Here is a 26,777-nt window from a genome sequence, read left to right on the forward strand (position 1 = left end):
CCATGCTGAGACAAATGAACCGCCCTGCCGGGCTGGCGTTGGCCGGCCTGTGCCTCATGCCGGTGCTTGCTGCCTGCGCAACGGGCCCGCAGATCCGGGTCGCCAAGGCGCCGGGGGCAAATGAGCCGATCGCGGTCGTCGCCGCCGTCGTGCCGGAAGAGGGCCCCAAGACCAATCAGTGGGGCGGCGTGATTCCGGACGCCAAGCCCTCGACGCCCGTCGATGATGGCGGGCTCGGCGAAATCGGGAACTAGGCGGGCTGCATGCACCATTTTGCCTACCGGTCCGGGCGCCTGCATTGCGAGGATGTGGATCTTTCCCGGCTGGCTGGGGAGGTGGGCACGCCCTGTTACGTCTATTCCACCGCCACGCTCCAGCGCCACGCCCGCGTGATCGCCGCCGCTTTTGAGGGGCAGGACTGCCTGATCGCCTTTTCGGTCAAGGCCAACTCCAACCTCGCCGTGCTGGCCACGCTCGCAGCGGAAGGCTGCGGGGCCGACGTCGTCAGCGGCGGTGAACTTGAGCGCGCCCTGCGCGCCGGCATCCCGGCTGAGCGGATCGTCTTCTCCGGCGTCGGCAAGACCGCCCGCGAAATGGCACTCGCCCTCGACCATGGCATCCACCAGTTCAATGTCGAAAGCGCCGGGGAACTGCGTCTCCTTGCGCAGGTGGCAAGCGGCCTCGGCAAGGACGCCCCCATCGCCATCCGGGTGAACCCGGATGTCGCCGCCGGCGGCCACCCCAACATCTCCACCGGCAAGAAGGGCGACAAGTTCGGCGTGCCCTGGGCCGAGGCAGAACCCCTTTATGCCGAAGCGGCGAGCCTGCCCGGCATCCGCGTCGTCGGCGTTGACGTCCATATCGGCAGCCAGATCGGCGACCTCGTCCCCATGCGCGCGGCCTTCGAGAAGGTCGTCGGCCTCGCCCAGCGCCTGCGCGCGGCGGGCCATGAGATTTCCCGCATCGATGTCGGCGGCGGCCTCGGCATTCCCTACAAGGACAGCGACGAGCCGCCTCCGCCGTCGGCCTATGCCGCCATGATCGCGGAGGTCAGCGCCGGTCTCGGCGTGCAGGTGATCCTTGAGCCCGGCCGGGTCATCGCGGGAAATGCCGGCATCATGCTGTCCACGGCCCTCTACGAGAAAGAAGCGCCGGACCGCACCTTCCTGATCATCGATGCCGGCATGAACGACCTGATGCGCCCCGCGCTGTATGGCGCCCATCACGAGATCCAGCCTGTGGCGGAACCCGCCGCCAATGCCCCCCGCAAGACCTATGACGTGGTCGGCCCGATCTGCGAGTCCACCGACAAGTTTGCCGCCGGCCGCGACATGGCCGCGGTCAGCCCCGGCGACCTCATCGCATTCATGTCAGCAGGGGCCTATGGCGCGGTCCTGTCTTCTGCCTACAATACGCGTCCGCTCGTGCCGGAAGTGCTGGTCAATGGCGACAAGTTCGACATTGTCCGCCGCCGGCCGGGGCTGGAAGAGATGTTGCAGCTGGAACAGGTGCCCGATTGGCTGAGCCCGACGGACTGAAAGCGATAGAGGCCAAGCTCGCCGTCACCCGGCGGCGGCTGACCCTGCTCGCGCTCGGCCGGGCTTTCTGGCCGCTGTTCGTCTTCGTCATCCTGTTCCTGTCGATGGCGCTGGCCAGCGTGTTTGACCGCCTGCCACCGCAGGCCGGCGCGGTGCTGACCCTCCTGTTCCTTGTCGGCGGCGTCATCCTCACCCTCCGGGGCTTCCGGCGCTACCATCCGCCCGGCGACGACGCTGCCCGCCGTGCGCTCGACGACCAGTCGCCGCTGCGCCATGTCTCGGCCCTGTCAGACCGGCCGGCCGATCCATCGCCCGCTGCACAGGCGCTCTGGGTGCGCCACCGGGAGAAGCTGCTCTCGACCCTCCGCCTGCTGAAGCCGCCCAGCTTCGCGGCGCAATGGAAACGGCTCGACCCCTACCGCCTCCGCTTCGTCCTGCCGCTCGCCCTCATCGGCATTGCCGTGCTGGCGGCGGGGGAGGGACCGGGCCGGCTCGCGCGGGCTTTGTCGCCGGACTACGGATCCCTCGTCGGGGCCGACAAGATGCAGGTCGAAGCCTGGGTCACGCCGCCCGACCATACCGGCCGCGCGCCGGTTTTCCTGAAGCCCGGCCTGGAAGATGTCCGTGTGCCCGTCGGCTCCGAAATCACCCTGCGCACCGAAGCGCCGACCGCTCCGCGCCTCATCCTGAAAGGCAAGCGGCGGCACAGCCACAAATTCCTCGCAACGCCGGATGGCGCCTGGGAGGCGAAGGCCCGCCTCGCCGGCGACACGCGCGTATCTGTCCGCTGGTGGGGCGAGCGGGCCGCCTGGACCATCCTTGCCTCGCCGGACGATCCGCCCACGGTGCAGTTCGTCTCCATCCCGACCTATGGCAAGCAGGACAAGACCGAGTTTTCCTGGACCGCGAATGATGACTACGGCATCGTGAAGGCCGAACTTGCGCTGTCCCTCCGCGATCCGCACCCCGCCGCGCCGGAGGCGGAAGACCGCGTGCCGATTGCACTCGCCGCGCCCACGCTGCAGGAAGTGAAAGAGCACACACAGGTCGATCTGACGCGCCATCGCTGGGCCGGGCTTCCCGTGAATGTCCGCCTCGTCGTTACCGATGGTGCGGGGCAGGAGGGCGCGAGCGAGTCGGTGCCCTTCATCCTTCCCGAAAAACTCTTCCTCGATCCTATCGCCCGCGTTGCGCAGGAAGTGCGCGTCACCGTCCTGCGCGAGCCGCGGGACTATGCCGAGGCGGGCAAGAATACCTCCGCGCTCCGGCAGGATGCCGTCAATACCGAGGCGGCAGGCCGGCTTGCACATGCCCCGCCGGACATCCAGCGCGCCGCCCTGATGCTCGACTCCGTCACCTATCTCGGCGAGCGCTACATTCCGAACCAGGCCTACTACTTCACCCTGAAGATGGCCGAGGGGATGCTCGAAAGCGCCGGCACCAAATCCGAAGCCGAACAGGTCGACCCGTTGCTCTGGGCGCTTGCGCTCAAGGCAGAGTACGGCAGCGCGGCCGATGCGCTGCGCCGCCTGGAGGCAGCCCGCCGCGCGCTTGAGCAGGCGCTGCGCGATGGTGCATCTGAAGAAGAGATCCGCAAGCGGATGGAAGCCTTCCGCGATGCGGCGAACGAATACCTTGCTGCCAAGATGGCCGAAGCCATGGCCAATGGCGGCGAAATGCCAGACGAAAACCAGGATGGCCAGATGCAGGCCGGCGGGCCCTCGCTCGGTGGGCAGGATTTCGAGGATATGCTGAACGCGCTGCAGGATCTGACCGAGACCGGCGCGACCGAACAGGCGCGCCAGCTCCTCTCCGACATCACCAACATGCTGCAGAATCTCGAATTCCAGCGCGGCCAGAGCGGGCAGGGCGGTATGCCCGGTATGCCGGGCCAGCAGGCCGATGGCGAAACGGATGAAGACCTGCCGCCGCAGGAACAGGAACTGACCGATGCCATGCGGCGCCTCTCGGAAATCCTGCGCGAACAGCGCCAGCTGAACGACGACACGCTGGCGCAGGAACGCGGCGAAACGCCCGGCCAGCAGTCGGGACAGCAACAGTCCGGAGAAGGTCAGCAGCAGGGGCAACAATCCGGTCAGGGCGAAGGACAACAGCAGGGTCAGCAGGCCGGGAACGGACAGGGCGGTACGAATCCCGATCCGAATGCCGGCGATGGTGCGACCGCGGGCAACCGCCCGAATGGCGAACGTCCGGGCACCAATGACTTCGCCGGCACGGATGAAGGCGAAGGCCCCGCCACCGGCTCGCTGGCAGAGCGCCAGCGCCGCCTCGGCGAACTGGTCGAGAGATTCGCCCGCGAACAGGGCCTTGGCGAAGGCGCATCGGACGACGCGCTGGAAGGCCGTGTCGATCCCGATGCCCTCGATGCCGTCCGCCGCGCCCAGCGCCGGGCCGAGCAGGCGCTCGAACAGGGCAATGAGCGCGGCGCTTCCCGTAACCAGGAACTCGCCACACAGGGCCTGTCGGACCTCAACCGCAACCTTGCCAAACTGCTGGACGAAATGCAGCAGGAACGCCGCGGCGATAATGGTCAGATGTCGAATGATCCCTTCGGGCGTCCCGCCACCGGCCTCGGCAATAATGACGACGCCGTCCGCATTCCGGAGGAAGCCGAGCGCCAGCGCGCCAAGGACATTCTTGAAGAACTTCGCCGCCGCTACAATGAAAGCGACGATGAAGAGGAACGCGAATACCTCCGCCGCCTGCTCGAAAGATTCTGAGGCCTGAGCGATGGACACTCAGGAGCGTGAACCGGAGTCTGACGCCCCATTGTGGCCAGGCCTTGCGGCGCTTTTTGCACTCGCAGCGTTCGCCGCCGCGATCTTCGCCATCCATGCGCGGCTCGATCATCTGGCGATGCATGCGGTGTACCGGCAGTTCGCGGTGCTGGCGCTGCCTGCGGTCCTTCTTGCCGTCGCCGCAACTTGCGTCAGCTATGCCGCGACCACGGTGAAGGACGCGCTCGTCCTGCGCCACCTCGGCTGGCCGCGCGCGTGGCGGGAGATTGCCTTTCCGTCTTTCACTGCGAACGCGCTCGGCAATTCGCTCGGCTTTCCCGCGGCGACCGGCGGATCCATCCGGTCACGGATCTACACGCGCCTCGGCCTGTCCGCCACGGACAGCGAGGCGGTTGCCAGCCTGTCGCGGCGCTCGCTGACGGCCGGCGCCCTCCTGCTCAGCGGGGCGGGCCTTGTGTTCGAGCCTGCGGCGTTCCCGGTACATTTCGGCCTGCCGGACTGGCTTGCCATCCTGATCGGGGTCGTCCTGCTGGGGCTGGTCGGTGTGCACCTCCGGCGCAGCCTTGAGCATCCATCCGGCCTCGGTGGCGCGCTGGCACGCCTCGGCGTTAGCCTCATCGACTGGGCGGCAGCGGGCCTGGCCTTGTTCATTCTGCTGCCCCAGGCGACGGACATCGGCTTTGCCGCCTTCCTGCCCATCTTCACACTCGCCTGCCTTGCGGGCGGTGTCAGCGGCCTGCCCGGCGGCATCGGCGTGTTCGAAGCAGTGATCCTGTTGCTGGTGCCGGGCGCGCCCATCGAAGCGCTGGTCGCGAGCCTGATCGCGTTCCGCGCGGTCTATTATCTCCTGCCGCTCGTGCTCGCTGCCGCAGGTCTCGGCCTTGGGGCGCTTCAGGCGCATACGGCCACGCTGAGGGGTGTCAGCCGCGGGGCGGGGGATGTCGCGGGCGTCTTCGCGCCGGTCCTCTTCGGCGTCCTCGCCTTTGCCAGTGGCGCCTACATGCTCGCGGCGGCGATGACGCCTGCCTTGCCGGAGCCGCTGAAAGCCGCCGCGCATTTCCTGCCCTTGCCGGTGATCGAGATTTCGCACTTTCTCGCCTCCATTGCCGGCCTGTTCCTGCTCATCGTGGCGAACGGCCTCTCCCGGCGCCTTGCCCATGCCTGGGCCGCCGCCAGCGGCCTGCTGGTTGCAGGAATTATTCTCACCCTGATGAAGGGCGCCGGCATCAGCGAGGCGCTGCCACTGCTCGCCGTGCTGATCGTCCTCGCCCTGTCCCGCGGGGCATTCTACCGCGACACGCCGCTCGGCGCCGCGCGCATGACGCCGGCTGTGACGCTTGCTATCCTCGCCACCATCGGCGCAGCCATCTGGCTCGGCCTCTTCTCCTACGAGCATGTCGAATACCGCAACGAGCTCTGGTGGCAGGTCGCGCTGCAAGGCGGCACGTCGCGCTTCCTGCGCGCAGCCGGCGGCGTCAGCGTTCTTGCGCTGCTTTTTTTCGCCTTGACGTGGCTGCGCCCCTTGCGGACACCGCCGACAGAAACCGCTCCCTCTCCCGCGGAGATCCGGGCGATTGTCTCCAATGCCGACACAGCAAGGCCGGACGCAGCCCTCGCCCTGATGGGCGACAAGCAGTTCCATTTCAGCCCCAGCCGCGCCTCCTTCATCATGTTCGGGGTACGCGGGCGCACCTGGATCGCTATGGGCGAACCGGTCGGCCTCGCCGCGGAGATCCCGTCCCTCGTCTGGTCCTTCCGCGAAGCTGCCGATGCCGCGGGCGCCAGCATCGCCTTTTACGGCGTCGGCAGCGGCTTCCTGCCGCTGGCAGTCGATCTTGGCCTCTCGGTCCAGAAGATCGGTGAAACGGCGATCATTCCGCTGGCGGAGTTTTCGCTCGACGGGCCGGACCGTTCGCGCCTGCGCCAGTCGCACCGCCGCGCCGGCCGCGACGGCCTCAGCTTCGACATGCTCGCGCCGGAGGACGTGCCGGCACATATGGAGCAGCTGAAAGCCATTTCCGATGACTGGCTGGCCCATCATGGCGGCGCCGAGAAAGGCTTTTCCCTCGGCCGGTTCGACCCGGATTATCTTGCCGGCTTCCCCATTGCGCTCGCGCGGCTGAACGGCGAACCGATTGCCTTTGCCAATATTTGGCCCGGCGCGGGCAGGCACGAAGCCGCGATTGACCTCATGCGCTTCAGCCGGGATGCGCCGCATGGCGTCATGGAATACCTTTTCACCGAATGCCTGCTCTGGGCGAAAGGGGAGGGCTATGCCCGCTTCGATCTCGGCATGGCACCGCTCTCTGGTCTCGATGCGCACCGGCTGGCCCCTGCCTTGAGTCGCATTGGCGCTTTCGTGTTCGCGCATGGCTCGGCGGTCTACGGCTTCGAGGGCCTGCGCGCCTTCAAGGACAAGTTCCGCCCGGCCTGGGAGCCGCTCTATCTTGCCGCTCCGACGTCAGGTGCCTTGCCGCGGGTGCTTGCGGATGTGGCGCTCCTCACCAGTGGCGGCCTCGCCCAGATGTTCCGCAAATAGGCGCCTTGCGCTGCAGGTGCATTCCTGCCTTGATGCGGGAAACGGGAGGAAGACATGGCGCAGCGCTGGGAGTTTACCCGCGGTCTCAAGGATATCGGCAACGGGCTGTACGCCTGGCTCCAGCCGGACGGCGGCTGGGGCTGGTCGAACGCCGGCCTGATCGTGGACGGCGACCAGTCGCTCCTGGTTGACACGCTGTTCGACATGCACCTGACACGCGACATGCTCGCCGCCATGGCCGATGCCTCCGGGGTGAAGGCTGACAACATCGACACGATCGTGAACACCCATGCGAATGGCGATCATTGCCATGGCAATGGCTGTTGTCCGCAGGCGGAGATCATCGCTTCGGAAGCGAGCGCAAAGGAAATGGCCGAGTTGCCGCCAACCATGCTCGCCCAGTTCAAGCAGGCCGGTGCGCAGCTCGGGCCCGCAGGGGCGTTCTTCGCCGAGGTGTTCGCGCCCTTCGACTTCGACGCCGTCGAAGAACGGCTGCCGACGCAGACTTTTACCGGCCGCATGGATTTGAAAGTCGGCGACAAGGCGGTGGAGCTGCATGAAGTCGGCCCGGCCCATACGGGCGGCGATGTCATCGTCCATGTGCCGGGCGACCGCGCCGTTTATACCGGCGACATCCTCTTCATCGACGGCACGCCCATCATGTGGGCTGGGCCTGTCAAGAACTGGATCAATGCCTGCGAGAAGATCATCGCCATGGATGCAGATGTCATCGTGCCGGGTCATGGTCCGATTACGGATAATCACGGCGTGCGGCGCGTCGCGGATTATCTTGCCTATGTCGATGCCGAGGCCCGCAAGCGCTACGATGCCGGCATGAGCGTTCGCGACGCGGCGTTCGATATCGCGCTCGGCGACTTCTCAACCTGGGGCGATGCCGAGCGCATCGCCGTCAATGTCGATACGCTTTACCGGGAATATCGCGGCGACGGCGTCGTCAGCTCTCCGCTCGAGCTTTTCGGCCTGATGCGCGACCTGCGCGATTCGCAGAGGCGCTAGGCGCCATTCGCATCCGCGTCGAGCGTGCTGGGGCTCATCCGTGGGCGCCGCCCGGCGATGCCCTCGGCTTTGTCGCGAAGCTGCAGTTTCGCCTGGCGTTGCGTCAGGCCTTCAAGTTCGGCGATCCACTCGACGGCCGTGTCTTCCATGTCCATCCGGGCTCGGACTTCATCGCTGAGCGACCTGGTCTTCGCTTTGAGACGTTCATTCTCGCGTTCGAGTTCCGTGCGCCGTTTGGTGTCGCGGTTGAGAATCCAGGCAAACACCCAGCCGCCGACCGCAACCAGGAATGTGGTGATCGCGCCGACGATGGCCACAATGACTTCGGTCTGCACGTCGGCCTCCCTACCGGTTTGCCCCCGGCACCCATTTGATGTCGTCGGCGCCATTGCCGTTGGCGGCCCGGCCTGCGACGAACAGCCAGTCCGACAGCCGGTTCACATAGGCGAGCGCTTCGGCGCTGACCGTCTCGCCGTCCGTCGCCGCAAGATGGGCGACCTGCCGCTCCGCCGTCCGGCACAGGGTGCGGGCCACATGCAGGTACGCCGCCAGCGGCGAGCCGCCCGGCAGGATGAAACTGTCGAGCGGGGGAATGTCCGCATTCATCGCGTCGATTTCGGTTTCCAGCCGCGTCACCTGCGCCTCGACGATCCGCAGAGGCGTCCATTCCAGCGCCCGGCCCCGGTCAGGGGTTGCAAGGTCGGCGCCAAGGTCGAACAGATCGTTCTGTATGCGGCGGATCGCGTCCAGCAGGTCGCCTTCCGCGTGCAGCGCCGCAACGCCGAGCGCTGCATTGACTTCGTCGACACCGCCATAGGCCGCGACGCGCGGATGCCATTTGTCCACCGGCTCCCCGGTGGCGAGCCGTGTCTGACCCTTGTCGCCGGTCTTTGTGTAGATCTTGTCGAGCTTCACCATGGGCTCAGAACCGGATCGCCCCGGTGACGAAGCCGAGCAGCACCAGCAGCACGATCGCCGCCGCCTGGATGAACAGGCGCATCCGCATCAGCTTGTTGGACCGGCTCGGCTGGTTCTCGTCCGTGCGGGCGAGGTTGGCGAGGCCGAGGCCCAGCACCACCAGAAGGCCGGCCAGGGCGATATAGAACAGGATCATCAGGAACTGTGGCATCGGGGTGCCCTTTCAGAAACAAGGCGTGGCTAACACATGGGCCGGGTTGCGGCCAGACGGGTGAACTTACCCCCCGGACTCGATCCGTGCCGCCAGTGCCTCGATGCGGTCAGATGCCGCGCCCAGAGCCTCGGCCATCTTGCGTTCCATCTCGGGGGAGGGGCGGGCCGTGCGCCGCGCTGCGTCGAGTTCGTCCAGCAGGGCGAGCGCGGAGATCAGCAGCAGGCGGTCCTCGCCGATGTCGCCCACCGCGCTTGCAATATGTTGCAGTCTTGCGTCCAGCTGGCCCGCCAGCGCGACGATGCGCGACTCCTGACCGGGCGCGCAGGCAATCGAATAATTCCGCCCGCGCAGCGTGATATCTGCCTTAGCCATCGGAGGAAACCTCCTTGCCGAGGGCGGCGCGCACTTCCTCGATGGCGGCGCCGAGGGCCGCGCTCGCCTCGTCTGCAAGGGATTGCAATTCTTCCTCCCGGGCGAGGGAGGCGTCGAGCTGTTCGGCGAGGTGTTCGCGGTCTGCGACGAGGGCTGCGATCTCGGCTTTCACCACGTCCGGATTGCCGGCGCGCGACAAAAGCGTGTCGATCGCGCCTTCCAGGCGCTTGATGGCCGCGTCGAGCCGGCCGGTTTCCCGATCAATGTCGCTCATCTATTCAAAGGCTTAAACTCATTGGACGTTTGCGCCAAGCCGCTTGACGCCGCGTCCGGAGTCTGGCCTAGCAACACCGAAACGCAAGAGGGAGACCAGCAGAATGGCTGTAACCAACCGGGACATGGCAAATGCCGTGCGCGCCCTTTCCATGGATGCGGTCGAAGCCGCGAAGTCGGGCCATGTGGGCCTGCCGCTGGGCATGGCCGATGCCGCGACCGTCCTCTTCCGCAAGTTCCTGAAGTTCGACCCCACCGATCCGGCCTGGCCGGACCGTGACCGGTTCGTCCTGTCCGCCGGTCACGGCTCCATGCTGATCTACTCGCTGCTGCACCTGACCGGCTATAAATCCGTCAGCCGCGACGACATCCGCAATTTCCGCCAGCTTGGCGCCACCACGGCCGGCCATCCGGAGAATTTCCACACGGCTGGCGTCGAGACCACAACCGGTCCGCTGGGGCAGGGCATCGCCACCGCCGTCGGCATGGCCATGGCAGAGCGCCACCTGAACGCCCGCTTCGGCGACGACCTGGTGGACCACCATACGTATGTCATCGCCGGCGACGGCTGCCTCATGGAGGGAATCAGTCAGGAGGCGATCACGCTCGCCGGGCACCTGAAGCTGAATAAACTCATTGTTTTGTTCGACGATAATTCGGTCACCATCGATGGCGGCACGGACCTCTCGGACAATACCGACCAGTGCGCCCGCTTCGAGGCCTCCGGCTGGGTCACCCGGAAGGTCGACGGCCATGACGAGAAGTCCGTCGAGGCCGCGCTGACCTGGGCGAAGAAGCAGAAGAAGCCGGTCATGCTGGCCGTGAAGACGATCATCGGCTATGGCGCGCCCAAGATTGCCGGCACCGGCAAGGCCCATGGCGGCCCCTACGGCGCCGAGGAAATCGCCGGCATCCGCGAAAACATTGGCTGGAAATACCCGCCCTTCGAAGTGCCCGCCGCCATCGAGAAAGCCTGGGCGAAAGCCGGTGAGCGCTCGAAGAAGGATCATGAGGCCTGGAAGAAGCGCCTCGCTACGTCGGACCATAAAGGCGAGTTCAACGCCGCTATGGCCGGCCGCCTGCCGAAGAACATCGCCAAGGCGATCAACAAGCACAAGAAGGCCGTCGCCGAGGGCGGCGCCAAGAAGGCGACCCGCCAGTGGAGCGGCGAAGCCCTCGAAGTGCTGACGCACCTTGTGCCGGAAATGGTCGGCGGCTCGGCGGACCTCACCGGCTCCAACAACACGAAGACCAGCCACACCGCGCCGATGACGCCGAAGAACTGGGCCGGCCGCTACGTCCATTATGGCGTGCGCGAGCATGGCATGGCCGCGGCCATGAACGGCATGTCGCTGCATGGCGGCATCATTCCGTATTCGGGCACCTTCCTCGTCTTCGCGGACTATTCGCGCGGCGCCATCCGCCTCGGCGCCCTGATGGGCACGCGGGTCATCCATGTGATGACGCACGATTCCATCGGTCTTGGCGAAGACGGCCCGACGCACCAGCCGGTCGAACATGTCGCGTCCTTGCGCGCCATGCCGAACATGCTGGTCTTCCGTCCGGCTGACGGCGTGGAAACCGCAGAATGCTGGGAAATCGCCCTTGCGAACGAGACCGGCCCGTCCACGCTGGCGCTGACCCGCCAGGGCGTTGCACCGGCCCGCACGACGCACACGGAGGAAAACCTCTCCGCCAAGGGCGCCTATGTCCTTTCCGACTGCAAGGGCAGCGCGCAGGCGACCATCCTTGCCACCGGTTCGGAAGTCGAGATCGCCCTTGCCGCGCAGGCCCAGCTTGCGGAAGAGGGCATCGCCACGCGCGTCGTCTCGTGCCCCTGCCTTGAACTCTTCGAGAAGCAGCACGGCAATTACAGGAAGTCCGTCCTCGGCACCGCCCCGCGCGTGGCCGTCGAAGCCGGCGTCCGCTTCGGCTGGGACCGCTGGATCGGCGAGGATGGCGGCTTTGTCGGCATGGACGGCTTCGGCGCTTCGGCCCCGTATCAGGACCTCTACAAGAAGTTCGGCATCACGGCCCAGGCCGTCGTCTCCGAAGTGAAGAAGCGTCTCTAACCGCCCGTATAGGTCGCGCGGGGGCGGATCAGCCTGCCGCTGACGCGCTGCTCGATGGCGTGCGCGATCCAGCCGGCCATGCGGCCGCTGGCGAAGATCAGGAACGGCGCCTCGTCCGGCAGGGCGAGGTGCACCGTCAGCGCCGCCAGCGCCATGTCGACATTTGCCGCCTCACCGGACGCCGCCTCCGCTGCGCGGATCGCCCGGCGCAGGTCCGGCCCCGGCTTCATCCAGCGGATCAGCGCCGCCGCCCGCGGATCCCCGGCCGGATACAGTGCATGGCCAACCGCCGGTACTGTCTCACCGCGTGCCGCAAGCCCTGCCAGCACCGCCTCGGGCTCCCGCGCCATCGCATCGCGCAGATAGGCGAGCGCCCGCGCCGAAGCCTCCCCATGCAGCGGCCCGGTCAGGGTCGCCATGCCGGCCAGCGCTGAGGCGGCCAGCGGTGCCCCGGTCGAGGCCGCCACCCGCGCGGCAAAGGTCGACGGGTTCAGTTCATGATCCGCCACCAGCACCAGCGCCCGGCGCAGGAGGTCGAGCCCGCCCGGCGAGACGCTCCAGTGGCGGCCCAGCCGCTGGTGAAAGACTCCGCGTCCAGACAATCCCGTGACGGCTGTGCAGAAGCCCGCCAGCAAGCCAGCGCCTTCCTCGGCGAGTGCCGCCTGGCCGCGCCCGAAACTCGGGCTGTCATCCGCAGCCCTGGCCGCGAGGAAAGCCAGCCCACGGGCCTTGCCGGTCCTGCCGTGCGGAGCAGGGGCGGTCTTGCCGGAAACCGTGTGGCCGTCCGCCCGCCATAGCAGGGCGGCCGTCTCCTCCAGCGTGGCGCCCGCCGCGAGCTTCACAGCGTCCGTTCCGCGATAGATCAGCCGGCCGTCGCGCACCGTGGTGATCGCGGTCTCCATCACCGGGTCGCCCCATGAAATTGCCGCGCTGGCAATCGCCTGCCGCCCGCGTCCGGATCGGCGGCGCGCCACGAGCGTCGAAATATCGGCGGCAGAATAGAGGCTGGCGCGCGGATCGTCCGCCTGCGGTTTCGAGACGATGAGACCTCGGCTGACATAGGCATAGAGCGTCTGCGCCTTGACGCCCAGTTCTTCCAGTGCGGCTTCGCGGGTGATCCAGCTCATATATTGATTATATTGATCAAGATTGACGATAGGGCCACCCTACGCGACATGACAGGCATTGAAAAGCGAAAGAAAGGGCTTCCTCATGGATTCCGGTCTTGAAAATGTCGTCGCCGCCGAAACCATCCTCTCCGATGTCGACGGCCAGAATGGTCGCCTGATCATCCGCGGCTGGCCGGTGCAGCTGCTGGCCGCATCCGCCGCTTATGAAGATGCGGCCCATCTCCTGTGGGCTGGCTTTTTCGACAACCTGCCGGATGTGGCCGGGCTGGCGGCGCGCCTCGCTGAGGCGCGGAATGCGGCCTTTGCCCTTGTCAGGAAAATTCCTTCCGGCCTCGACACGGTCAGCTTCCTTCGCACCGGCTGGTCGCTCCTGCGGGACGATGAAAGCCTCGACACAGCGATCCTGCTCGCGGCCGCCGCGCCGGTCTTCACCGCGGCCGCCGTCCGGGCCGAGCAGGGTCGTCCTGCTATCGCGCCGGATCCTGCCCTGTCCCAGTCCGCGGACGTCCTCCGTATGCTGACCGGGAAGATGCCGTCGGAGGCGGAGGCGCGTGCCCTTGACGCCTATCTCGTCACCGTGTCGGACCATGGCCTCAACGCCTCCACCTTCACGGCCCGCGTCGTTGCCTCCACCCGCGCCGGTCTCGTCTCGGCTTCCGTTGCCGGCCTCTCGGCCTTGAAAGGCCCCCTGCATGGCGGGGCGCCGGGTCCGGTGCTCGACATGATCGACGAGATCGGAACACCCGAAAATGCTGAATCCTGGATCGATGATGCGCTCGCGCGGGGCGACCGGCTCATGGGTTTCGGCCACCGGGTTTACCGCGTCCGCGATCCGCGTGCCGACGCGCTGAAGGCGGCCGTCGCCCGCCTTCCGGGCACGTCCGGGCGGCTCGCCTTTGCCGAGCAGATCGAGAAGGCCGTCCTCGGACGGCTGGCAAAGAAATATCCCGCCCGCCCGCTCGACACCAATGTCGAATTCTATACGGCGCTCCTGCTCGAAGCGCTCGGAATTCCCCGCGCCGCCTTCACCGCAGTCTTCGCCACGGGGCGTGTGCTCGGCTGGACGGCCCATGCGCGCGAGCAGGTCGCCGAAGGCCGCATCGTCCGCCCCCGGTCGGTCTATACCGGCCCGGTGCCCGAACCCGCCTGAGGGTTGCGGGGGAAGGGTAGGGGGAGACATCAGTGCTCTATCCCACTCCCACGCCTGTCATCCCGGAATTTGCGCAGCAAATATCCGGGATCCTGTTTGTGGTGTGCGCACACCAGCCGCAAGGTCCTGGATAAACGCGTTGCGTTTGCCCGCATGACACGGGCGGACGGACTCAATCCGGCAGGCCATTGATGCGCGGCAAACTGCCCCCACGATGCACCCAGGCCTCAAACCCTATTTCGATCATGTCTGGCCACTCTTCTGGCCCTGGCTGGTCTGGAACCTTGTCCGCTTTGCCAGATGGCATGAGCGCACGGGCCTCAATGCGCTGCTCGCCGTCGACTGTTTCGGCAATATCCGCATCACCATGCTCTGCGATCCGCCGCCTGCGGAGGATCTGTATGTGTATGACGCGCCGGCGGTTCCGCGCTGGGAACGGCTGGCAGTTGAGCCCCTTCTCCTTGGGGAGAAGGGGTTGGGGATGAGGGGTCACGGCATTGCGGCAAGTGCAGAACGTGCTGAAACGCCGCGTCCCCTCACCCCAACCCCTCTCCCGAGGGAGAGGGGCTTTGCACCCCGCGCCCCTCCGGAGCCTTCCCGGAGCCTCAGCGTAGGATTCACCGGAGCCTTCCGAAACGCGCGCGCCCCGCCGCACAGAATCCAACTCTCCGCAGATACCTGCGAAAGCAGGTATCCATCTCCTGAAACATCCTCATGCACGTGGGGCAATTGCGGGAGATGGACCCCTGCCTCAGGAAATCGATCCATGGACCGATTTCTGATCTTCGGCAGCTGCGCAGGGGTCTGCGGAACCTAAATCCCGGAAACCAGATCCCCACCGGACGGCCCCGCCGTGCCGGCCGTTCGTGCTGCCCGCGACTTTTTCCTTGCCGGGCAAGGCCCCGCGACCCAGTTTCCCTGCAAACGGGAGGCCTGCCGCATGACCTATGAATCCTTCTACACCCTGATCAATCTCGCCGTTGTGCCGGCCTGGCTGATGCTGCTCCTGCTGCCGCGCGCGGCCATGACCCGGGCGATGGTCCATTCCGGTCTCTATCCGCTCGGCCTCGGCGCTTTCTATATTGTTGTCCTGAGCCTCGGCATGTTCGGCGGCTACCATGCCGAAGGCAGCGGATTTACGACCGCGTCCGCTGTCTCGACAGCCTTTTCCCATCCGATGGGCGTCCTCATCGGCTGGTCGCACTATCTCGTCTTCGACCTGTTTGTCGGTGCCTGGGAAGCGCGCGATGCAAGGCGGCGCGGTCTCTCGCACTGGCTTGTGGCGCCATCCCTCGTGGTCACATTCCTGTTCGGTCCGGTGGGCCTGTTGCTCTACCTGATCGTCCGCGCGGCCAGCGGGAAGGGCGGCTGGAGCCTCGCCGAAGCCTAGGCTGTGTCCTTCGGCTGGCGGAACAGGTCCAGCTGGCGCGGGTCGACATAGCGCCGGCGTGACGGCTTGGTGCGGCCCCGGCGGAAATAGAGGTCGTCAGTATGGTCGGCCGGCTCAGCCGGGGCAGGGGTCGCCGGCTTTGCCTTCGCGGCTTTCGCCGCCTTCCGCTTCCCGGCCGCTTCGGTTTCCAGCTTCCACCAGGTCACCGCGACAACCGGATTTCCCTGATCGTCTTCATAGCGCTGCAGATGGCCATGGGCGAACGCGCCGGCCGCGGAAAGCATGGCATCCGCGGCCTCTTCGGTCACGGACAGCCAGTCGGTCGCGAGTTCAGCAACCTTAAGGCCGCCCGCGGCCGCTTCGGCCTCGGCCCGCGTGCGCGCGGCCTTGGCCTCCGGCTTCAGGGCGTCTTCGACTGTTTTTCCAAGGGGATAGGCATGACTCATAGAGCGGTGGAGGTAAGCGCTGCTTCGCTCGCCGTCCAGCCCGCATCGGCTGCTGCAGTCAGCCGCATGGCCGCCAGCCGCGCGAGCCGCAGCGTCACCGCTTTGCGGCGGGCCGGGGCCAGCGGCTCCAGCGGTGCCTCGCGGATCACCGCCGCCCCAAAGGCATCCGCCACGATCAGGCCGACTTCCTCAGGGATCAGCTCCTGCGGAAAGGCCGAATCGACCGCGAACCAGAACCGGTCGCAGAAAGGAATGTAGTCCGGCCATTTGGAATCGCTGCGGAAGTCCGGCACGCCGGACTTCGTCTCGACGATCCAGATTTCCCCGCCAGGCCCGACCGCCGCAATGTCGGCCCGGCGGTTGTTCGCCAGGGTCAGCTCCCTTATGCCGCACAGGCCCAGATCCGCCAGCAGGCGCAGGGTTCCGCGGGCGATTGCGTCGGCGGCGGCCAGCTCCTCTGCGTCTGCGGCACCGTCCGGCACGGGGCGACTCCTGTTCGTGTAATGTTCCGGGCGACCCTAGTCCCGCCCCGGTCTGCCGGTCAAGCCAGCCGGAAAGCGACGTTAATTATTGGAATGATTCTGAACCAAGCGGCGGTCCGTTCCGTAAAGACGATACCAAGCCAATCCCAACCTGCACTGAGGAGAAGGACCATGGCCCGCAGCTACGAGACTCAAGGATCCGCCGACCGCCGGTTCATCCGGTCGGCCATGGCCCACCCGATGCTGGGCCCCGAACACGAGCTGGACCTCGCCCGGCGCTGGCGCGAGGAAGGCGACGAAGCAGCGCTGCACGAACTGACCGAGGCGTACATGCGGCTTGTCATTTCCATGGCCGCGAAGTTCCGCAATTACGGCCTGCCCATGGCAGACCTCATCTCGGAGGGCCATGTCGGCCTGATGATGGCGGCAGCCCGGTTCGAGCCGGACCGGGCCGTGCGGTTTTCGACCTATGCCACCTGGTGGGTCCGCGCCTCGATGCAGGATTATATCCTGCGCAACTGGTCGATCGTCCGTACCGGAACCACCTCGGCGCAGAAATCCCTCTTCTTCAACCTGCGCCGCCTGCGTGCCCGGATCGATGATACCGGGGACGGCACGATGAGCCCGGAGAACACGCGCTGGGTCGCCGATCACCTCGGCGTGCCGGTTCGCGATGTCGAAACCATGGCCTCACGGCTCTCCGGGGCAGACCGGTCGCTCAACGCTCCCTTGTCGATTGATGGGGAAGGGGAGTGGCAGGATCTTCTGGCAGACGACCGCGCGCAGCCTGAAGACGAGGCAATCGAGCGCACCGACACGCGGCGCCGCAAGGAATGGATCGCAGACGCCCTGAAGGCGCTGACGCCTCGGGAGACACTGATCATCCGTCAGCGCCGCCTGTCCGAAGAGACGATGACGCTGGAATCGCTCGGCCAGGAGCTTGGCATCTCGAAAGAGCGTGTCCGCCAGATCGAGCATCAGGCGCTGACAAAGCTTCGCAAGGCGCTGGAGCGGATTGTCGGCGACCCGGACAAGGCCGGCCTTTTGCCGGGCTGACCTAAAGCGGCTCAAGGTCCAGCGTGTGGGAAATTTCCATCTTTCCGTCACGCACATAACCGCGGGCAAGGACGCGGCGTCCTTCCGCCAGCTGGCAGTGCGGCGCCGCGCCGGTCCGGACCGCGAGGACCAGCTGCGAGCCGGCGAGCGCGAGATTGCAGACAGTCCCGAAATCGTCCGTTCCCCGCATGGCGCCAACCACGCCTTCGACCAACTGGAAGCGCGCGAAATCGTCCGGCAGGTTTTCCGCCAGGGCGATCCGGTAGGCGGGCAGGGCCCAGACGCCCAGTCCCGCCTTGCGTGCATCGGCCTCGAACCCGGCAAAGTTCTCGCTGCCAAGCGCCGTGTCGGGATAAATCCGCATCCGGGCGCCGCCGCGCTTCAGCATTTCTGCATTCAGCCAGAGGTCCGGCCCCAAAGCATCAATGGTGCGCACATGGGCCAGGGCGCGGTCATACCGGTCACGCGTCAGCCCCGCATAGACAAGCTGCACCTCGCGGCCGAGCGCCATGTCCTCCAGCATCCGCTTCGCTTCTTCGTGGAACGGTTCGCCTTGCCGGTCGCGATACGGCCCGGCCGGGGCCTCGATCCCGATGAGGCGCACGCTCTGACCGGTATCGAGGACCAGCGCATCGCCATCGAGAACCCGCACGACGCGGCCGCGCTCGCCCTGGTCGAGCCCGTCCAGCGGTCCTGCCCGGTCGCAGGCCGCCGCCAGAAAGCAGACAAGGACAGCCAGAACCCGCAGCCACATTCAGACGTCCTAGCAGCCTGCCGCCTGCCCGCACAGTCCGGATGGGGTTCAATCGCCGCGCCAATTGACTTATAGGTGCTTCGCCCATGGTCCGGTCCCGTAGCTCAGCAGGATAGAGCAACAGATTCCTAATCTGTAGGTCACGCGTTCGAATCGCGTCGGGATCGCCAAAAATACATTAAATACAACGTATTATAAGGGCGCAAAAGTTAGCTCTTGCTCACAAATGGCTACGTGGTAACTATATGGTAACCGGAGGCTAAAAAACCGTGGGGAAACTTCGCCTTACCGACACCTGGCTTTCGGCTGTGACCGACCCGGGCGAGTATTCCGACACGATCGAATCCTGCCTGAAAGTAAGGGTGGCCAAGGCCGGTTCGAAGACATTTTCCGCGGTGCGAAAGCTGGGCGGCAAGACGGTTCGGGTTCGCATCGGTGCCTATCCGGAAATTGGTTTGCGAGAGGCGAGAATTCGAGCAGGGGAGTTCCGGCAGATGCGCGCCCTCGCGTCGGCCCCTGCTGCGCGAGCGGAGGAACTGGCCGATGCGGTGTCTGCCTCTGCGGCCAATTTCTTCGAGGACTATGTCGCCGACATGAAGAGCCGGGGTGTCGCCTCTGCGGGGCGCGTACGAGGGGTCCTCATCGATGGCAAATACGCTTTGCTACCGTTTCTCGTCGCGCGACATGGGGGCATGCCGCGCGCCGGAGATGTGACCATCCAGGACCTGCAGGCATGGATGGCGGAAAGCTATGCGCGCAGCCCGGGATACGCAGCACATCTTCGATCCTACATCGTCACTGCCTGGAAATGGGCGGTGAAGAACCGCTACGATTTCCGAGGAAGCGCTAGAGACTATGGCATTGCGTCAAATATTGCCGAGCAGCTGCCGACAGTCTCGCGTGGCAAGCCTGGCAACCGTTTCCTCTCGAACGACGAGCTCAGGAAGCTCTGGGATGCGCTCGACGAGAACCACTCAACGCATCGCGTTCTGAAACTGATGATTGCCATGGGTGGGCTCCGGGTGACGGAGGTCGCAATGAGCTTAGCCGATAATTGGCGTGATGGATGGCTGGTTCTGCCGGAGACCAAGAATGGCAAATCGCATCAGCTACCGATCACTTCGACGGCGGCCCCATTGGTGGAAAGGTGCCTGGAGCGCGCCCATCCGCGTTCGCCCTATCTTGTGTCGAATCCTCGGAACCCGGACGAACCACTGACGATTGCTGCGATCTCACGGGCGGCCAAGCGGATGAACAGGAAGCTCGAGTTTCCAGAATGGAACCCGCGCGACCTGCGCCGGACGATGAAGACTCATCTTATCGATGCCGGGATCGATGAGCGCTGGCTGGATATCTGGCACAATCATGGTCAGACTGCGAGCGTCGCGCGCAAGCACTATATCCGGGCGGAGTATGCGGACCTGAAGAGGGATGTGGCAGAGGCGATTGATGGCTGGTTGGCGCCAGTGCTGTTGGGTGATCGTAAGGAACATTTGAAGACTGATCATGTGCTAAACAGTGTTGATCGGTATTAGAGGGTCGGAATGGGCGCAAAAGGAGACCTTCGGATCCGGCCCAGTTGGTATCCTGAAATGGCCCATTGCAGCCACTTTCCTCGCGCCGGACGAGCGATTGAAGGTGGGCCGTTTCCCGCGAGTCAGCTTTGGAGATCAAAATCTGCGGAAACGGAACCCTGCTGGCGGAGAATCAGAGGGCTGGGTCACTGAAGTTCGCTTTTCAGTTCGCCCGCATGCTGAGTGATCTGGGCATCGAGCCTTTCGATGATGAGCTACTTCCCTGAGAAGTCCCCGGTTTGGGATTGGCTTATCCCTTAGTTTCAGTAGGGGCATCCGCTAATGTGCCGGCAAGCTCATTGTAGAGTGCATCGTTCATGTCAAACCGGCCAAGCTGGTCCAGCACGAATGCGTTCGTCCTGGAAAGTACGGCATCGTCGAAAGACGCAAACCCAAGCGGAACCGGATATCCGTTCGTGGCTCCAATCGGCGCATGGACCAACGCTGCGACGAAGGTTTGCGGAACAAAGAAGAGCTCAAGCGCGGGAGGGAACGCCGACTGGTCCGAGCTCGCGACGGAATCGAGCATCCGCTGAAGGTACCGAGCGGGTTTTCCGTGAGTCAGACCGATTGCTTTGATTCTTTCCGTGTCTACATCGTCCCGTTCAATTTTCTTTCTAACCAGGCTCAGAAGATCTCTATAGTAAGTTGTGGCGGCCCAGTGAGCAATTTGAGGTGTTACTGAAATTATGATTCTTGGAATTTCTTGTTTGTCGCGTTGTCCGTATTCGAGAACGCTCGAGAGTTTTTCGATATTGCTCTGAAGAGTCAGATTGCCAACAAGAGCGATAGTTTTCCTGTCGCTACGCACTTCACCGGTACGCCCCACTGCTTCGCGCCAATAACGTCTCACGGACAGACCGTCGCGCAAGCTGTATTCCTTGAGGAAATCCGGAGCGAGCTCAACAAGGGCGCGATACCCATCCTCCGATTTGAGCTGATTGGTCGACGACTTCGTTAACTCGAGGAACAACGAAGCAGCGCGTTCAACCTCTCTTCGATCAACTAGTTCATGGTCCGGGCGCCATCCCGTCAGATCAACTTCTTCGATAAGATGTGGGCTCGAGGCTTGCGCCCGCGCTACTATTCTCACCGGAATTTGGAATCGCTCTTTGGCCGCGATATTGTCAATCGAATAGAGGTCTTGCCTTTGAACTTGCTCCCTGTCCTTTTTGTCAGAGAGTTCGTGAAAAAACCGACGGAACTGATTACTAAGCCGGTTAGCAACGTTGCCGGTTGAGCTTGGATCTTCAATTGGCAACTCAGGCAAATCAAATTCTGCAGGATCTAGGCTTATCGGACGTTGGGGCGCCACGGAAAGCAGGTCGAAGCCATAGGAACGTCTGCGGTTTTCGACCGAATAAATCAGGGGCTCATTTCCGCTATCTTTGAACAGCTGTTCGCCCGCAATCGTGAGCCTCAACCGCTCCTGGTCCAAGGCAACGTAAGCAGGCTCCCGAGCTTCCTCGAGTACGTACTCCATTTCTTTCTGGGAGTATCCAAAGAACGCAGCCGCCTCTTCTACACTTATTCCTGGCACCGCTTTGACCAAACGGAGAAGAAACTCCAAGCTTGGACTGACGTTGCCCAACACCGCAACCCGGTATGAAATCTCGAATTTCCGGCAGGGCAACAATGCGTCGTACACACCTACGTCAACGAGCCGATCTTCATCGGGTGGAACAACCTCGTAGCCTTTCAGACGCAGGATGGGTTTTTTTTGATTAGACATTTTCTCCCCCTCCTTTCTTTTTCGAGACCTTGCGGACTGCGGACTTGATCTTTCCCGTCTCTTGGCCATCTGCCCAAAGAAGTTCTCCTGCTTTGATAACTCTTGCTTCGCTCTCCTTAACTAGTTGCTCGAAGACTGCAGCAAGGTTTCCGACGGGGCTATTGTTGCGCCAGCGCCGTCGCGCGCCGACGATGACGAGTCTGTCCATAGCCCGGCTTGTGGCAACATTGATGCGGTTTGGCGTGGAAAGAAACCCTTCACGGATCTTCCTGGCGCCACGCTCTAGAATGCCGGCGTCATTGTTCCGCACCATAGACAACACGATGATCGGATTTTCCTTGCCCTGATAGCTGTCGACGGTTCCCACCTTGATGCATCCATCGAGTAAATATCCAAGGGGCGATTGTCGTAATTTGCGCCTGACCAAGTCGCGCTGGGCAGCATACATACAAATGATGCCAATTGCTGCAGGGTGTTTGTCCTGCGTCTCAACCCATTGCTGGAAGGGTTCGTGCGCAAGCCATTGCTGTAGCAATGCAACGATTGCATCGGCTTCCACGCGATTTGTTCGGCTCTGTGTGTCGGTTTCTCGTTGCTCGAATGCCGCCTGTCCGAGATCATCTGTCTCGATCCAGAGGAGTGGCTGATCAAGGCCATCTGGCAGGACGGATGGGTCGATTTCGGGATCGGTTCTGCCGGCCTGCAGTTTGAGGTCTGGGTAGAACGTTTCGGATACCAACCGACCGATGGCCGGTAGCATACGATATTGAGTTCTCAATCGCGAACCGGATTCGGCTCCATAGCCCGTCGTAAAGACCCGCTCGAAATCACTTCGTTGTATTTCTTTCTTTCCAATCCCGGTGTGTTCCGCGACAAGATCAACGACTTCCGCTTTGTGGTGCGGTCTCAGTTGGGCATGGTCGCCGACCAAGACAGCCCATCTCGCGGCTTGCAGCGGCACCAATAGCTCACTCGAGGTGCAGCGCGCTGCTTCGTCTACAATAACAAGATCGAAAGGGGTTGATGTCAGGCCCAAAGATGTCTTGCCGAGGCCAACACACGTGCCAACGACGATCTGCCGTGTACCCGCAAGAAACGTCTCAAAACTGCGTTGAGCTCTAGACACGCTGCCGATGAAGTCCCGTCCGATTACGGCGGCGGAACGAAGTCGATGCACCTGGCTCGTGTCTACGCCTTCACTCTTTCCAAGCCGCCTAACGAGTTCTCTAGAGATATCATCAGCCCCCGTTTCCCAGTCGAATTCTTCGCTGCCTAATTCGATGTCGTCGAGGCCCACGTTTTGCAAGTGCATGCGAAGTGTGTCGACCAAACTGTTGACGCGCGCGCGATCGTGATCGGGGTCAGCCACGATTGCGGCAAGATTGCTGCATATTGGACCAATCACAGTCTCAAGCACGAGAATGGCTTCGACAACACGGTCTGTCAGCCCCAAGCTATTTCCAATGATACCCAGACGTTCGGCAAAGGCGGACCGGAATCGATCCTTAAGTGCTTGCTCCACCCGTTGAGTGTGGTGTGGACGCAGTCCAGGAGACACGATGTCTTCATTCATGGCAACACGAAGCAAGCTTGGCTGAATTCCGGTGCTTCGAAAGTGCTTCAGGACGGACTCCGCTGCGGTGTTTACCGCCTCGTGGGATTGGCTCGTAAGTAAGACATTTCGAGCGAGGCCCTTCGTGATGGCATAGTGCGCCAATGCTGCAATGAACCTTGTTTTGCCGGTACCCGGCGGCCCTTGCAAAAGGCCTACAGGCCGCGTTCCAACGATCTGCTCGAATGCCTGGCGCTGGTCAGCATTCAGATCATAGCTGCTCAGCAGCGCTTCATCGACTACGTGGTTGACTTTATGTGGCTGCGCATTGGAGCGCGGATCGAAGAGCGAGAGCAGCTCCGCCAAGCGTCCCTGGCCTTCTAGAATTCGCTCCACAGCGTTCGTCCGGCGGCGCAGACTTTGTACCTCGAAATGGCTTATGAAACGAAGGCGCTGTCCCGCGTCTACCAACTTTCCGTGATATGAATTGTAGCTGTTGGCGTTTATGACAGCCATATCCGGCCGGGTTAGCTGAACGTCCAACTCCCCAATTCTGCGCCAGCCACCCTTTCGATCTTGCCGCTCGACACCTACGGTATCGTGTCTCGCGTAGTCAAAAACGCCACTCTCGAGTTCAAGCGGGACGCGATGGTGATTGTTTTGACGATTATATGAACTGTCGAGACTTGCTATCGCTTCTGTACTGAGCTCGTTTTCACTGTCGATCAGATTTCTCCAAAGCAGGGGAACATTTACAAGTGCGGGCGAACTCGATGTAGCCTCGACTTCCTCTGCCAATCTGTCCTCGGCGTCGTCTTCATCTCCCGAACCCGCTAGTAGCTCTTCATCTACCTGTTCGGGCGTGACACCCTTGTTGCTGGGTTGCAACCGTTCGCTGTCGATTCTCGCCCTTACGATGGGATCGTCCAGAATTGGTGCGAGCCCCGCCAAGTCGTTTGCTTTCGAGGAGGTCACGATAATGTATGCTCTAAAGCTATGAAATTCCTCGCGAGTATTCCGGGTGATCCAGCGTTGCTCCAAGGGATGTCGCCAAGCTGATAGAGCCTGACCCTCATCTCCTAAACGGATTGCGATCTCTTCGCAGGCACCGCGTATGTGGATGTTTAAAACGCCCTGCTTGTCGCGCCGTAGCCGAACGTAGACGAGACCCTCGTCCGGCTCCAGCGGACCGGTATCAGCTCCGTAAATGGAAACATTGATCGTTTGTTTGGCGTCCTTTTCTGCGACCTCGGGTTTTGCCGACATGCGTTTGACGGCTTCATTTATTGCGTCTTGAAGGGGGGCCAACGTTGCAAGCGGGGGAGTCTTTTCACGACACTCCGATATCGCTTTCGCGAGATGCCCTGCGTCTTCTGTCTCAAATTGCGGAAGAGCAAACAGCTCTTCAGCTATTTTTGTGATGGCATAGCGATCTCGCTCAAAGCGACTGCCCGTGATCGGCGCAAAGGCCGGTGTGGATATTTCACCGTCAACGCTCGATGAAAAATCTAGTGCGTCGATCAATATTGGTGCGTTGTCGTCGGCAATGACGATGTTGTCCGGCTTAAGGTCTCCATGGCCGTGTCCAGCCTCGTGAAGCGAGTCAACAATTGCGATCAACTTTTGAACAATAGAAAGCGCACCGATCGGCGTCGTCAGTTCATCGGGCGCTTCATCGATCAATTCCCCGAGAGTCTGGCCATGAACCCATTCATGGACCACCGCAAAAGAGTCGCCCAACCAAAGAACGTCATGAATCTTCGGAAGCCCGAAAGGCCGATCCGCTTTCTGATCCGCTGCGCGGTTGAGGAATGAAAGTATAACGGCGCCCTCTCTGCGCGTATCGCCCCATGCAGCTTGCTTCCATAACTTCACGACAACTTCACGGCCATCAATTTCGCTGCGCCACACATCGACGCGGTCGCTTTCTTTGATGGGGGCGGCCGCTATAGGAAATGCCGACGCAAGTTGTCTCTGACTGCGTATCTCACCTCGGAATTGCTCTAACCCCGAAATCACCTCATCGGGAGTCGGTCGGGTCGCCGTAGCCCGAAGAAAGGCTTCGTGCGCCTTCACCGCATCCGGAAATCGCTTGCCGGGATCGAGGTCCAGCGCTTCGGCGAACCAATCGTGCAGTTGACCATATTCGTTGTCTTGATCGACTTCGGCGTTCCACTCGGGCGGATTGCCGTCCGGCTTATTTCCGAATATGAGCTGGTGGATTGCAACGCCGAGCAGGAAAACGTCACGCCGTTTCGGTCCTTGGTCTTCACCCAGCACATCTTCAGGCAGGCTGGTGCTCGAAAGGAATTGATAGCGGTTCTTTCCAAGGGATTTGACTTCGGGAAAACGGGCCGCAAACAGGTGCGAGATCCTCACTGATGTCGGACTTTCGAGCCAGATGCTGTGAGCGCCCAAGTCAAGGTGGGCGGCATCTTGGCGATGGAGTCCCGCTAGGACCGCAAGCAATTGACGGGCAAGCTCCACCTTTTCAGACGGGAGAAGTCTCATGCCCTCGGTCGTCGCGAAGGCACTTAGTCTATGCATGCGCCTGCGGCGGTCGTAAATCTCCCAGTATTGTACCCCACGTTCTGGGTCTTCCAGCTTTGGGGGCAGGAGCGTTTGTTCTACCTGCTCGCTTCTGTCTCGAAGCCAAGTGAAAATCTCCTGCTCGCGGCCGGCGATTTCGAGCCGGCCCTCTTCGCTCTGGAAATAGGTTTCAGGACACTTTGTGAAATCCCAAAGCCTGAGTGTGCCGAGATTGTTTGCGCTTCCTTCTTCGTGCGCGTCGTATTCGCAATAGATACCATGGGGAGGCTCAAAACTTGGTGTCTCATCGGCTATGAAACGCAGAAAACGACGCTGCCCGGGTTTGAAATTTGCGCCATTGAAAAACTTTGTGACCTTTTCCTTCCAAAATACTTCCGTGAGCGGTCGGTTCAGAAATTCGTTTGCAACGTTTCCGTATGCATCTCGTTCCGCCCGGTCCGTTGCGACACTTTTCAGGAACTCACTGATCGTCAGTACATTCGCCTTCTCGGACTCGGCTATGCCCGAACATTCGGCGTTACCAGTTAAAACTACCAGACCTGTGAATCTCGGTGTAGGGAGTCCCCTCGTGTCAGGACGCGTCGCAAGACTGTTGCTTAGGAGTGGATAAATTTCGCGCGCTATGTGGGCAATTTTGCCAACTGGGGATGGTCCTTGGTCCTTTCCATTCTGAAACCAGCGGCCGTTGACCGTTTCGATCTGTCCGTTCCAATCTTTGAGATCGATAAGGAATATTCTTCTCGGTGAAACAATGACCAGGTCAACTTCCCTTGGCTGTCCGAGACCAAGTACAAGATCAATATTCGTAAATCCGTACCAATCACCAGGCAGATCGTTTCTGAATCGATCTAATCCTTTGATCTCCCGTTTGTGGACACCCCGCCCGCAGTTTGTAATTCTCATGACATATCCTTGGGTTTCAGCGAGTCCAGCGCAATCTATAGATGAATGTCAGACTCATCTACTACCGAAAGAATTGCCGCAAGTTTTCCACGCTCTACAGACTCAATCGCGATATATTTCATCCATTTCTTCGTGCCGTCTCCGCTTGTCGAAGCCGATTTCCTCCAAGCGCGCGTCTGCGCCTTGATCAGATTTGCAGATTGGTGCGTTCCATTCCAAAAGAGCATCTGTGTCGTCGCGACAATGTAATTGTGCGCGTCGGTTCCCATCTGTTACATCAATTCGATCCCCAACTTCGTCAGACGCTTGATTACAATGTCCGATTGTGCAGCCGGGCCGGCAAAATCTGTGAGTCC

At 62.6% G+C, this 26,777-nt stretch carries 21 protein-coding genes and 1 tRNA gene; 11 read left to right on the top strand and 11 right to left on the bottom strand.

Translation table 11 applies throughout. From position 1 onward, the window contains the following. The first annotated feature begins 2 nt into the window (after positions 1-2). From R3C13_RS06900 to R3C13_RS06920, 5 genes are read left to right on the top strand one after another with little or no spacing between them, the layout of a single operon-like run. Positions 3-254: a hypothetical protein gene (locus R3C13_RS06900; protein ID WP_371310083.1), complete on the top strand. Its 252-nt coding sequence runs from the start codon at positions 3-5 to the stop codon at positions 252-254. A gap of 9 nt (positions 255-263) precedes the next feature. Beyond that, entirely contained in the window at positions 264-1,538 is a 1,275-nt protein-coding gene (lysA, locus tag R3C13_RS06905; protein WP_371310084.1) for a diaminopimelate decarboxylase, read from the top strand. Then, the gene (locus tag R3C13_RS06910) at positions 1,517-4,279 is read left to right on the top strand and encodes a DUF4175 domain-containing protein (RefSeq protein WP_371310085.1); all 2,763 of its coding nucleotides are present in this window, start codon (positions 1,517-1,519) and stop codon (positions 4,277-4,279) included. Before lysA ends, R3C13_RS06910 begins: the two co-directional genes overlap by 22 nt. Positions 4,280-4,289: 10 nt before the next feature. Beyond that, positions 4,290-6,836: a bifunctional lysylphosphatidylglycerol flippase/synthetase MprF gene (gene mprF / locus R3C13_RS06915; RefSeq protein ID WP_371310086.1), complete on the top strand. Its 2,547-nt coding sequence runs from the start codon at positions 4,290-4,292 to the stop codon at positions 6,834-6,836. Between the two features lie 54 nt (positions 6,837-6,890). After that, positions 6,891-7,853, top strand: a complete 963-nt coding sequence (locus R3C13_RS06920; RefSeq protein ID WP_371310087.1) for an MBL fold metallo-hydrolase — start codon at positions 6,891-6,893, stop codon at positions 7,851-7,853. Here R3C13_RS06920 and R3C13_RS06925 read toward each other — a convergent pair. The 5 genes from R3C13_RS06925 to R3C13_RS06945 all read right to left on the bottom strand — a co-directional run bounded on the left by R3C13_RS06925 (position 7,850) and on the right by R3C13_RS06945 (position 9,631). Next, positions 7,850-8,188, bottom strand: coding sequence for a hypothetical protein (locus R3C13_RS06925; protein WP_371310088.1), 339 nt, complete (start codon positions 8,186-8,188; stop codon positions 7,850-7,852). The genes R3C13_RS06920 and R3C13_RS06925 overlap by 4 nt on opposite strands. A 10-nt stretch (positions 8,189-8,198) precedes the next feature. Then, positions 8,199-8,771: a cob(I)yrinic acid a,c-diamide adenosyltransferase gene (locus R3C13_RS06930; RefSeq protein WP_371310089.1), complete on the bottom strand. Its 573-nt coding sequence runs from the start codon at positions 8,769-8,771 to the stop codon at positions 8,199-8,201. 4 nt (positions 8,772-8,775) lie between these two features. Then, positions 8,776-8,982 (bottom strand): twin transmembrane helix small protein, encoded by a 207-nt coding sequence (locus R3C13_RS06935; protein WP_371310090.1) that lies wholly within the window; start codon positions 8,980-8,982, stop codon positions 8,776-8,778. 66 nt (positions 8,983-9,048) lie between these two features. Further along, the gene (locus tag R3C13_RS06940) at positions 9,049-9,357 is read right to left on the bottom strand and encodes a cell division protein ZapA (protein ID WP_371310091.1); all 309 of its coding nucleotides are present in this window, start codon (positions 9,355-9,357) and stop codon (positions 9,049-9,051) included. Next, on the bottom strand, positions 9,350-9,631 hold the full coding sequence (locus R3C13_RS06945; protein ID WP_371310092.1) for a DUF4164 family protein: 282 nt from the start codon (positions 9,629-9,631) through the stop codon (positions 9,350-9,352). The genes R3C13_RS06940 and R3C13_RS06945 overlap by 8 nt, the downstream gene beginning before the upstream one ends. Positions 9,632-9,734: 103 nt before the next feature. Here R3C13_RS06945 and tkt point away from each other — a divergent pair, with 103 nt between their 5' ends. After that, on the top strand, positions 9,735-11,702 hold the full coding sequence (gene tkt / locus R3C13_RS06950; protein WP_371310093.1) for a transketolase: 1,968 nt from the start codon (positions 9,735-9,737) through the stop codon (positions 11,700-11,702). On the opposite strand, the gene R3C13_RS06955 is transcribed toward tkt, so the two are convergent. Next, positions 11,699-12,829 carry a citrate synthase gene (locus R3C13_RS06955; protein ID WP_371310094.1) on the bottom strand — a complete coding sequence of 377 codons (1,131 nt, stop codon included), beginning with the start codon at positions 12,827-12,829 and terminating at the stop codon, positions 11,699-11,701. The genes tkt and R3C13_RS06955 overlap by 4 nt on opposite strands. A gap of 85 nt (positions 12,830-12,914) precedes the next feature. Here R3C13_RS06955 and R3C13_RS06960 point away from each other — a divergent pair, with 85 nt between their 5' ends. After that, positions 12,915-13,982 (top strand): citrate synthase/methylcitrate synthase, encoded by a 1,068-nt coding sequence (locus R3C13_RS06960; RefSeq protein WP_371310095.1) that lies wholly within the window; start codon positions 12,915-12,917, stop codon positions 13,980-13,982. Positions 13,983-14,922: 940 nt separating this feature from the next. Then, a complete protein-coding gene (locus R3C13_RS06965; protein WP_371310096.1) occupies positions 14,923-15,372 on the top strand; it encodes an ABA4-like family protein in 450 nt (149 codons plus the stop codon). Here the strand turns inward: R3C13_RS06965 and R3C13_RS06970 are convergent. After that, entirely contained in the window at positions 15,369-15,818 is a 450-nt protein-coding gene (locus tag R3C13_RS06970) for a hypothetical protein (protein ID WP_371310097.1), read from the bottom strand. The two genes, R3C13_RS06965 and R3C13_RS06970, sit on opposite strands and share 4 nt — an antisense overlap. After that, the gene (locus R3C13_RS06975) at positions 15,815-16,300 is read right to left on the bottom strand and encodes an MmcB family DNA repair protein (RefSeq protein WP_371310098.1); all 486 of its coding nucleotides are present in this window, start codon (positions 16,298-16,300) and stop codon (positions 15,815-15,817) included. The genes R3C13_RS06970 and R3C13_RS06975 overlap by 4 nt, the downstream gene beginning before the upstream one ends. A gap of 171 nt (positions 16,301-16,471) precedes the next feature. On the opposite strand from R3C13_RS06975, the gene R3C13_RS06980 reads away from it, so the two are divergent. Further along, positions 16,472-17,356: an RNA polymerase factor sigma-32 gene (locus R3C13_RS06980; RefSeq protein ID WP_371310099.1), complete on the top strand. Its 885-nt coding sequence runs from the start codon at positions 16,472-16,474 to the stop codon at positions 17,354-17,356. Between the two features lies 1 nt (position 17,357). On the opposite strand, the gene R3C13_RS06985 is transcribed toward R3C13_RS06980, so the two are convergent. Then, positions 17,358-18,110, bottom strand: a complete 753-nt coding sequence (locus tag R3C13_RS06985) for a thermonuclease family protein (protein WP_371310100.1) — start codon at positions 18,108-18,110, stop codon at positions 17,358-17,360. Positions 18,111-18,203: 93 nt separating this feature from the next. On the opposite strand from R3C13_RS06985, the gene R3C13_RS06990 reads away from it, so the two are divergent. Beyond that, positions 18,204-18,280, top strand: a tRNA-Arg gene (locus R3C13_RS06990). Between the two features lie 99 nt (positions 18,281-18,379). Next, positions 18,380-19,645: a tyrosine-type recombinase/integrase gene (locus tag R3C13_RS06995; protein WP_371310101.1), complete on the top strand. Its 1,266-nt coding sequence runs from the start codon at positions 18,380-18,382 to the stop codon at positions 19,643-19,645. Positions 19,646-19,934: 289 nt separating this feature from the next. Here R3C13_RS06995 and R3C13_RS07000 read toward each other — a convergent pair whose 3' ends face one another. Continuing rightward, on the bottom strand, positions 19,935-21,416 hold the full coding sequence (locus R3C13_RS07000; RefSeq protein ID WP_371310102.1) for a hypothetical protein: 1,482 nt from the start codon (positions 21,414-21,416) through the stop codon (positions 19,935-19,937). Then, a complete protein-coding gene (locus R3C13_RS07005; RefSeq protein ID WP_371310103.1) occupies positions 21,409-26,421 on the bottom strand; it encodes an AAA domain-containing protein in 5,013 nt (1,670 codons plus the stop codon). Before R3C13_RS07005 ends, R3C13_RS07000 begins: the two co-directional genes overlap by 8 nt. Positions 26,422-26,777 lie beyond the last annotated feature (356 nt).

Origin of the sequence: Hyphomonas sp., from assembly GCF_041398385.1 — a bacterium.
Lineage (GTDB): Bacteria > Pseudomonadota > Alphaproteobacteria > Caulobacterales > Hyphomonadaceae > Hyphomonas.

Coding starts and splice junctions, on each gene's coding strand:
- R3C13_RS06980 (WP_371310099.1), top strand. CDS start 16,472: ATGGCCCGCAGCTACGAGACTCAAGGATCCGCCGACCGCCGGTTCATC.
- R3C13_RS06955 (WP_371310094.1), bottom strand. CDS start 12,829: ATGAGCTGGATCACCCGCGAAGCCGCACTGGAAGAACTGGGCGTCAAG.
- R3C13_RS06985 (WP_371310100.1), bottom strand. CDS start 18,110: ATGTGGCTGCGGGTTCTGGCTGTCCTTGTCTGCTTTCTGGCGGCGGCC.
- R3C13_RS06945 (WP_371310092.1), bottom strand. CDS start 9,631: ATGAGCGACATTGATCGGGAAACCGGCCGGCTCGACGCGGCCATCAAG.
- R3C13_RS06930 (WP_371310089.1), bottom strand. CDS start 8,771: ATGGTGAAGCTCGACAAGATCTACACAAAGACCGGCGACAAGGGTCAG.
- R3C13_RS07000 (WP_371310102.1), bottom strand. CDS start 21,416: ATGTCTAATCAAAAAAAACCCATCCTGCGTCTGAAAGGCTACGAGGTT.
- R3C13_RS06935 (WP_371310090.1), bottom strand. CDS start 8,982: ATGCCACAGTTCCTGATGATCCTGTTCTATATCGCCCTGGCCGGCCTT.
- R3C13_RS06920 (WP_371310087.1), top strand. CDS start 6,891: ATGGCGCAGCGCTGGGAGTTTACCCGCGGTCTCAAGGATATCGGCAAC.
- R3C13_RS06965 (WP_371310096.1), top strand. CDS start 14,923: ATGACCTATGAATCCTTCTACACCCTGATCAATCTCGCCGTTGTGCCG.
- R3C13_RS06940 (WP_371310091.1), bottom strand. CDS start 9,357: ATGGCTAAGGCAGATATCACGCTGCGCGGGCGGAATTATTCGATTGCC.
- R3C13_RS06970 (WP_371310097.1), bottom strand. CDS start 15,818: ATGAGTCATGCCTATCCCCTTGGAAAAACAGTCGAAGACGCCCTGAAG.
- R3C13_RS06960 (WP_371310095.1), top strand. CDS start 12,915: ATGGATTCCGGTCTTGAAAATGTCGTCGCCGCCGAAACCATCCTCTCC.
- tkt (WP_371310093.1), top strand. CDS start 9,735: ATGGCTGTAACCAACCGGGACATGGCAAATGCCGTGCGCGCCCTTTCC.
- R3C13_RS06900 (WP_371310083.1), top strand. CDS start 3: ATGCTGAGACAAATGAACCGCCCTGCCGGGCTGGCGTTGGCCGGCCTG.
- mprF (WP_371310086.1), top strand. CDS start 4,290: ATGGACACTCAGGAGCGTGAACCGGAGTCTGACGCCCCATTGTGGCCA.
- lysA (WP_371310084.1), top strand. CDS start 264: ATGCACCATTTTGCCTACCGGTCCGGGCGCCTGCATTGCGAGGATGTG.
- R3C13_RS07005 (WP_371310103.1), bottom strand. CDS start 26,421: ATGAGAATTACAAACTGCGGGCGGGGTGTCCACAAACGGGAGATCAAA.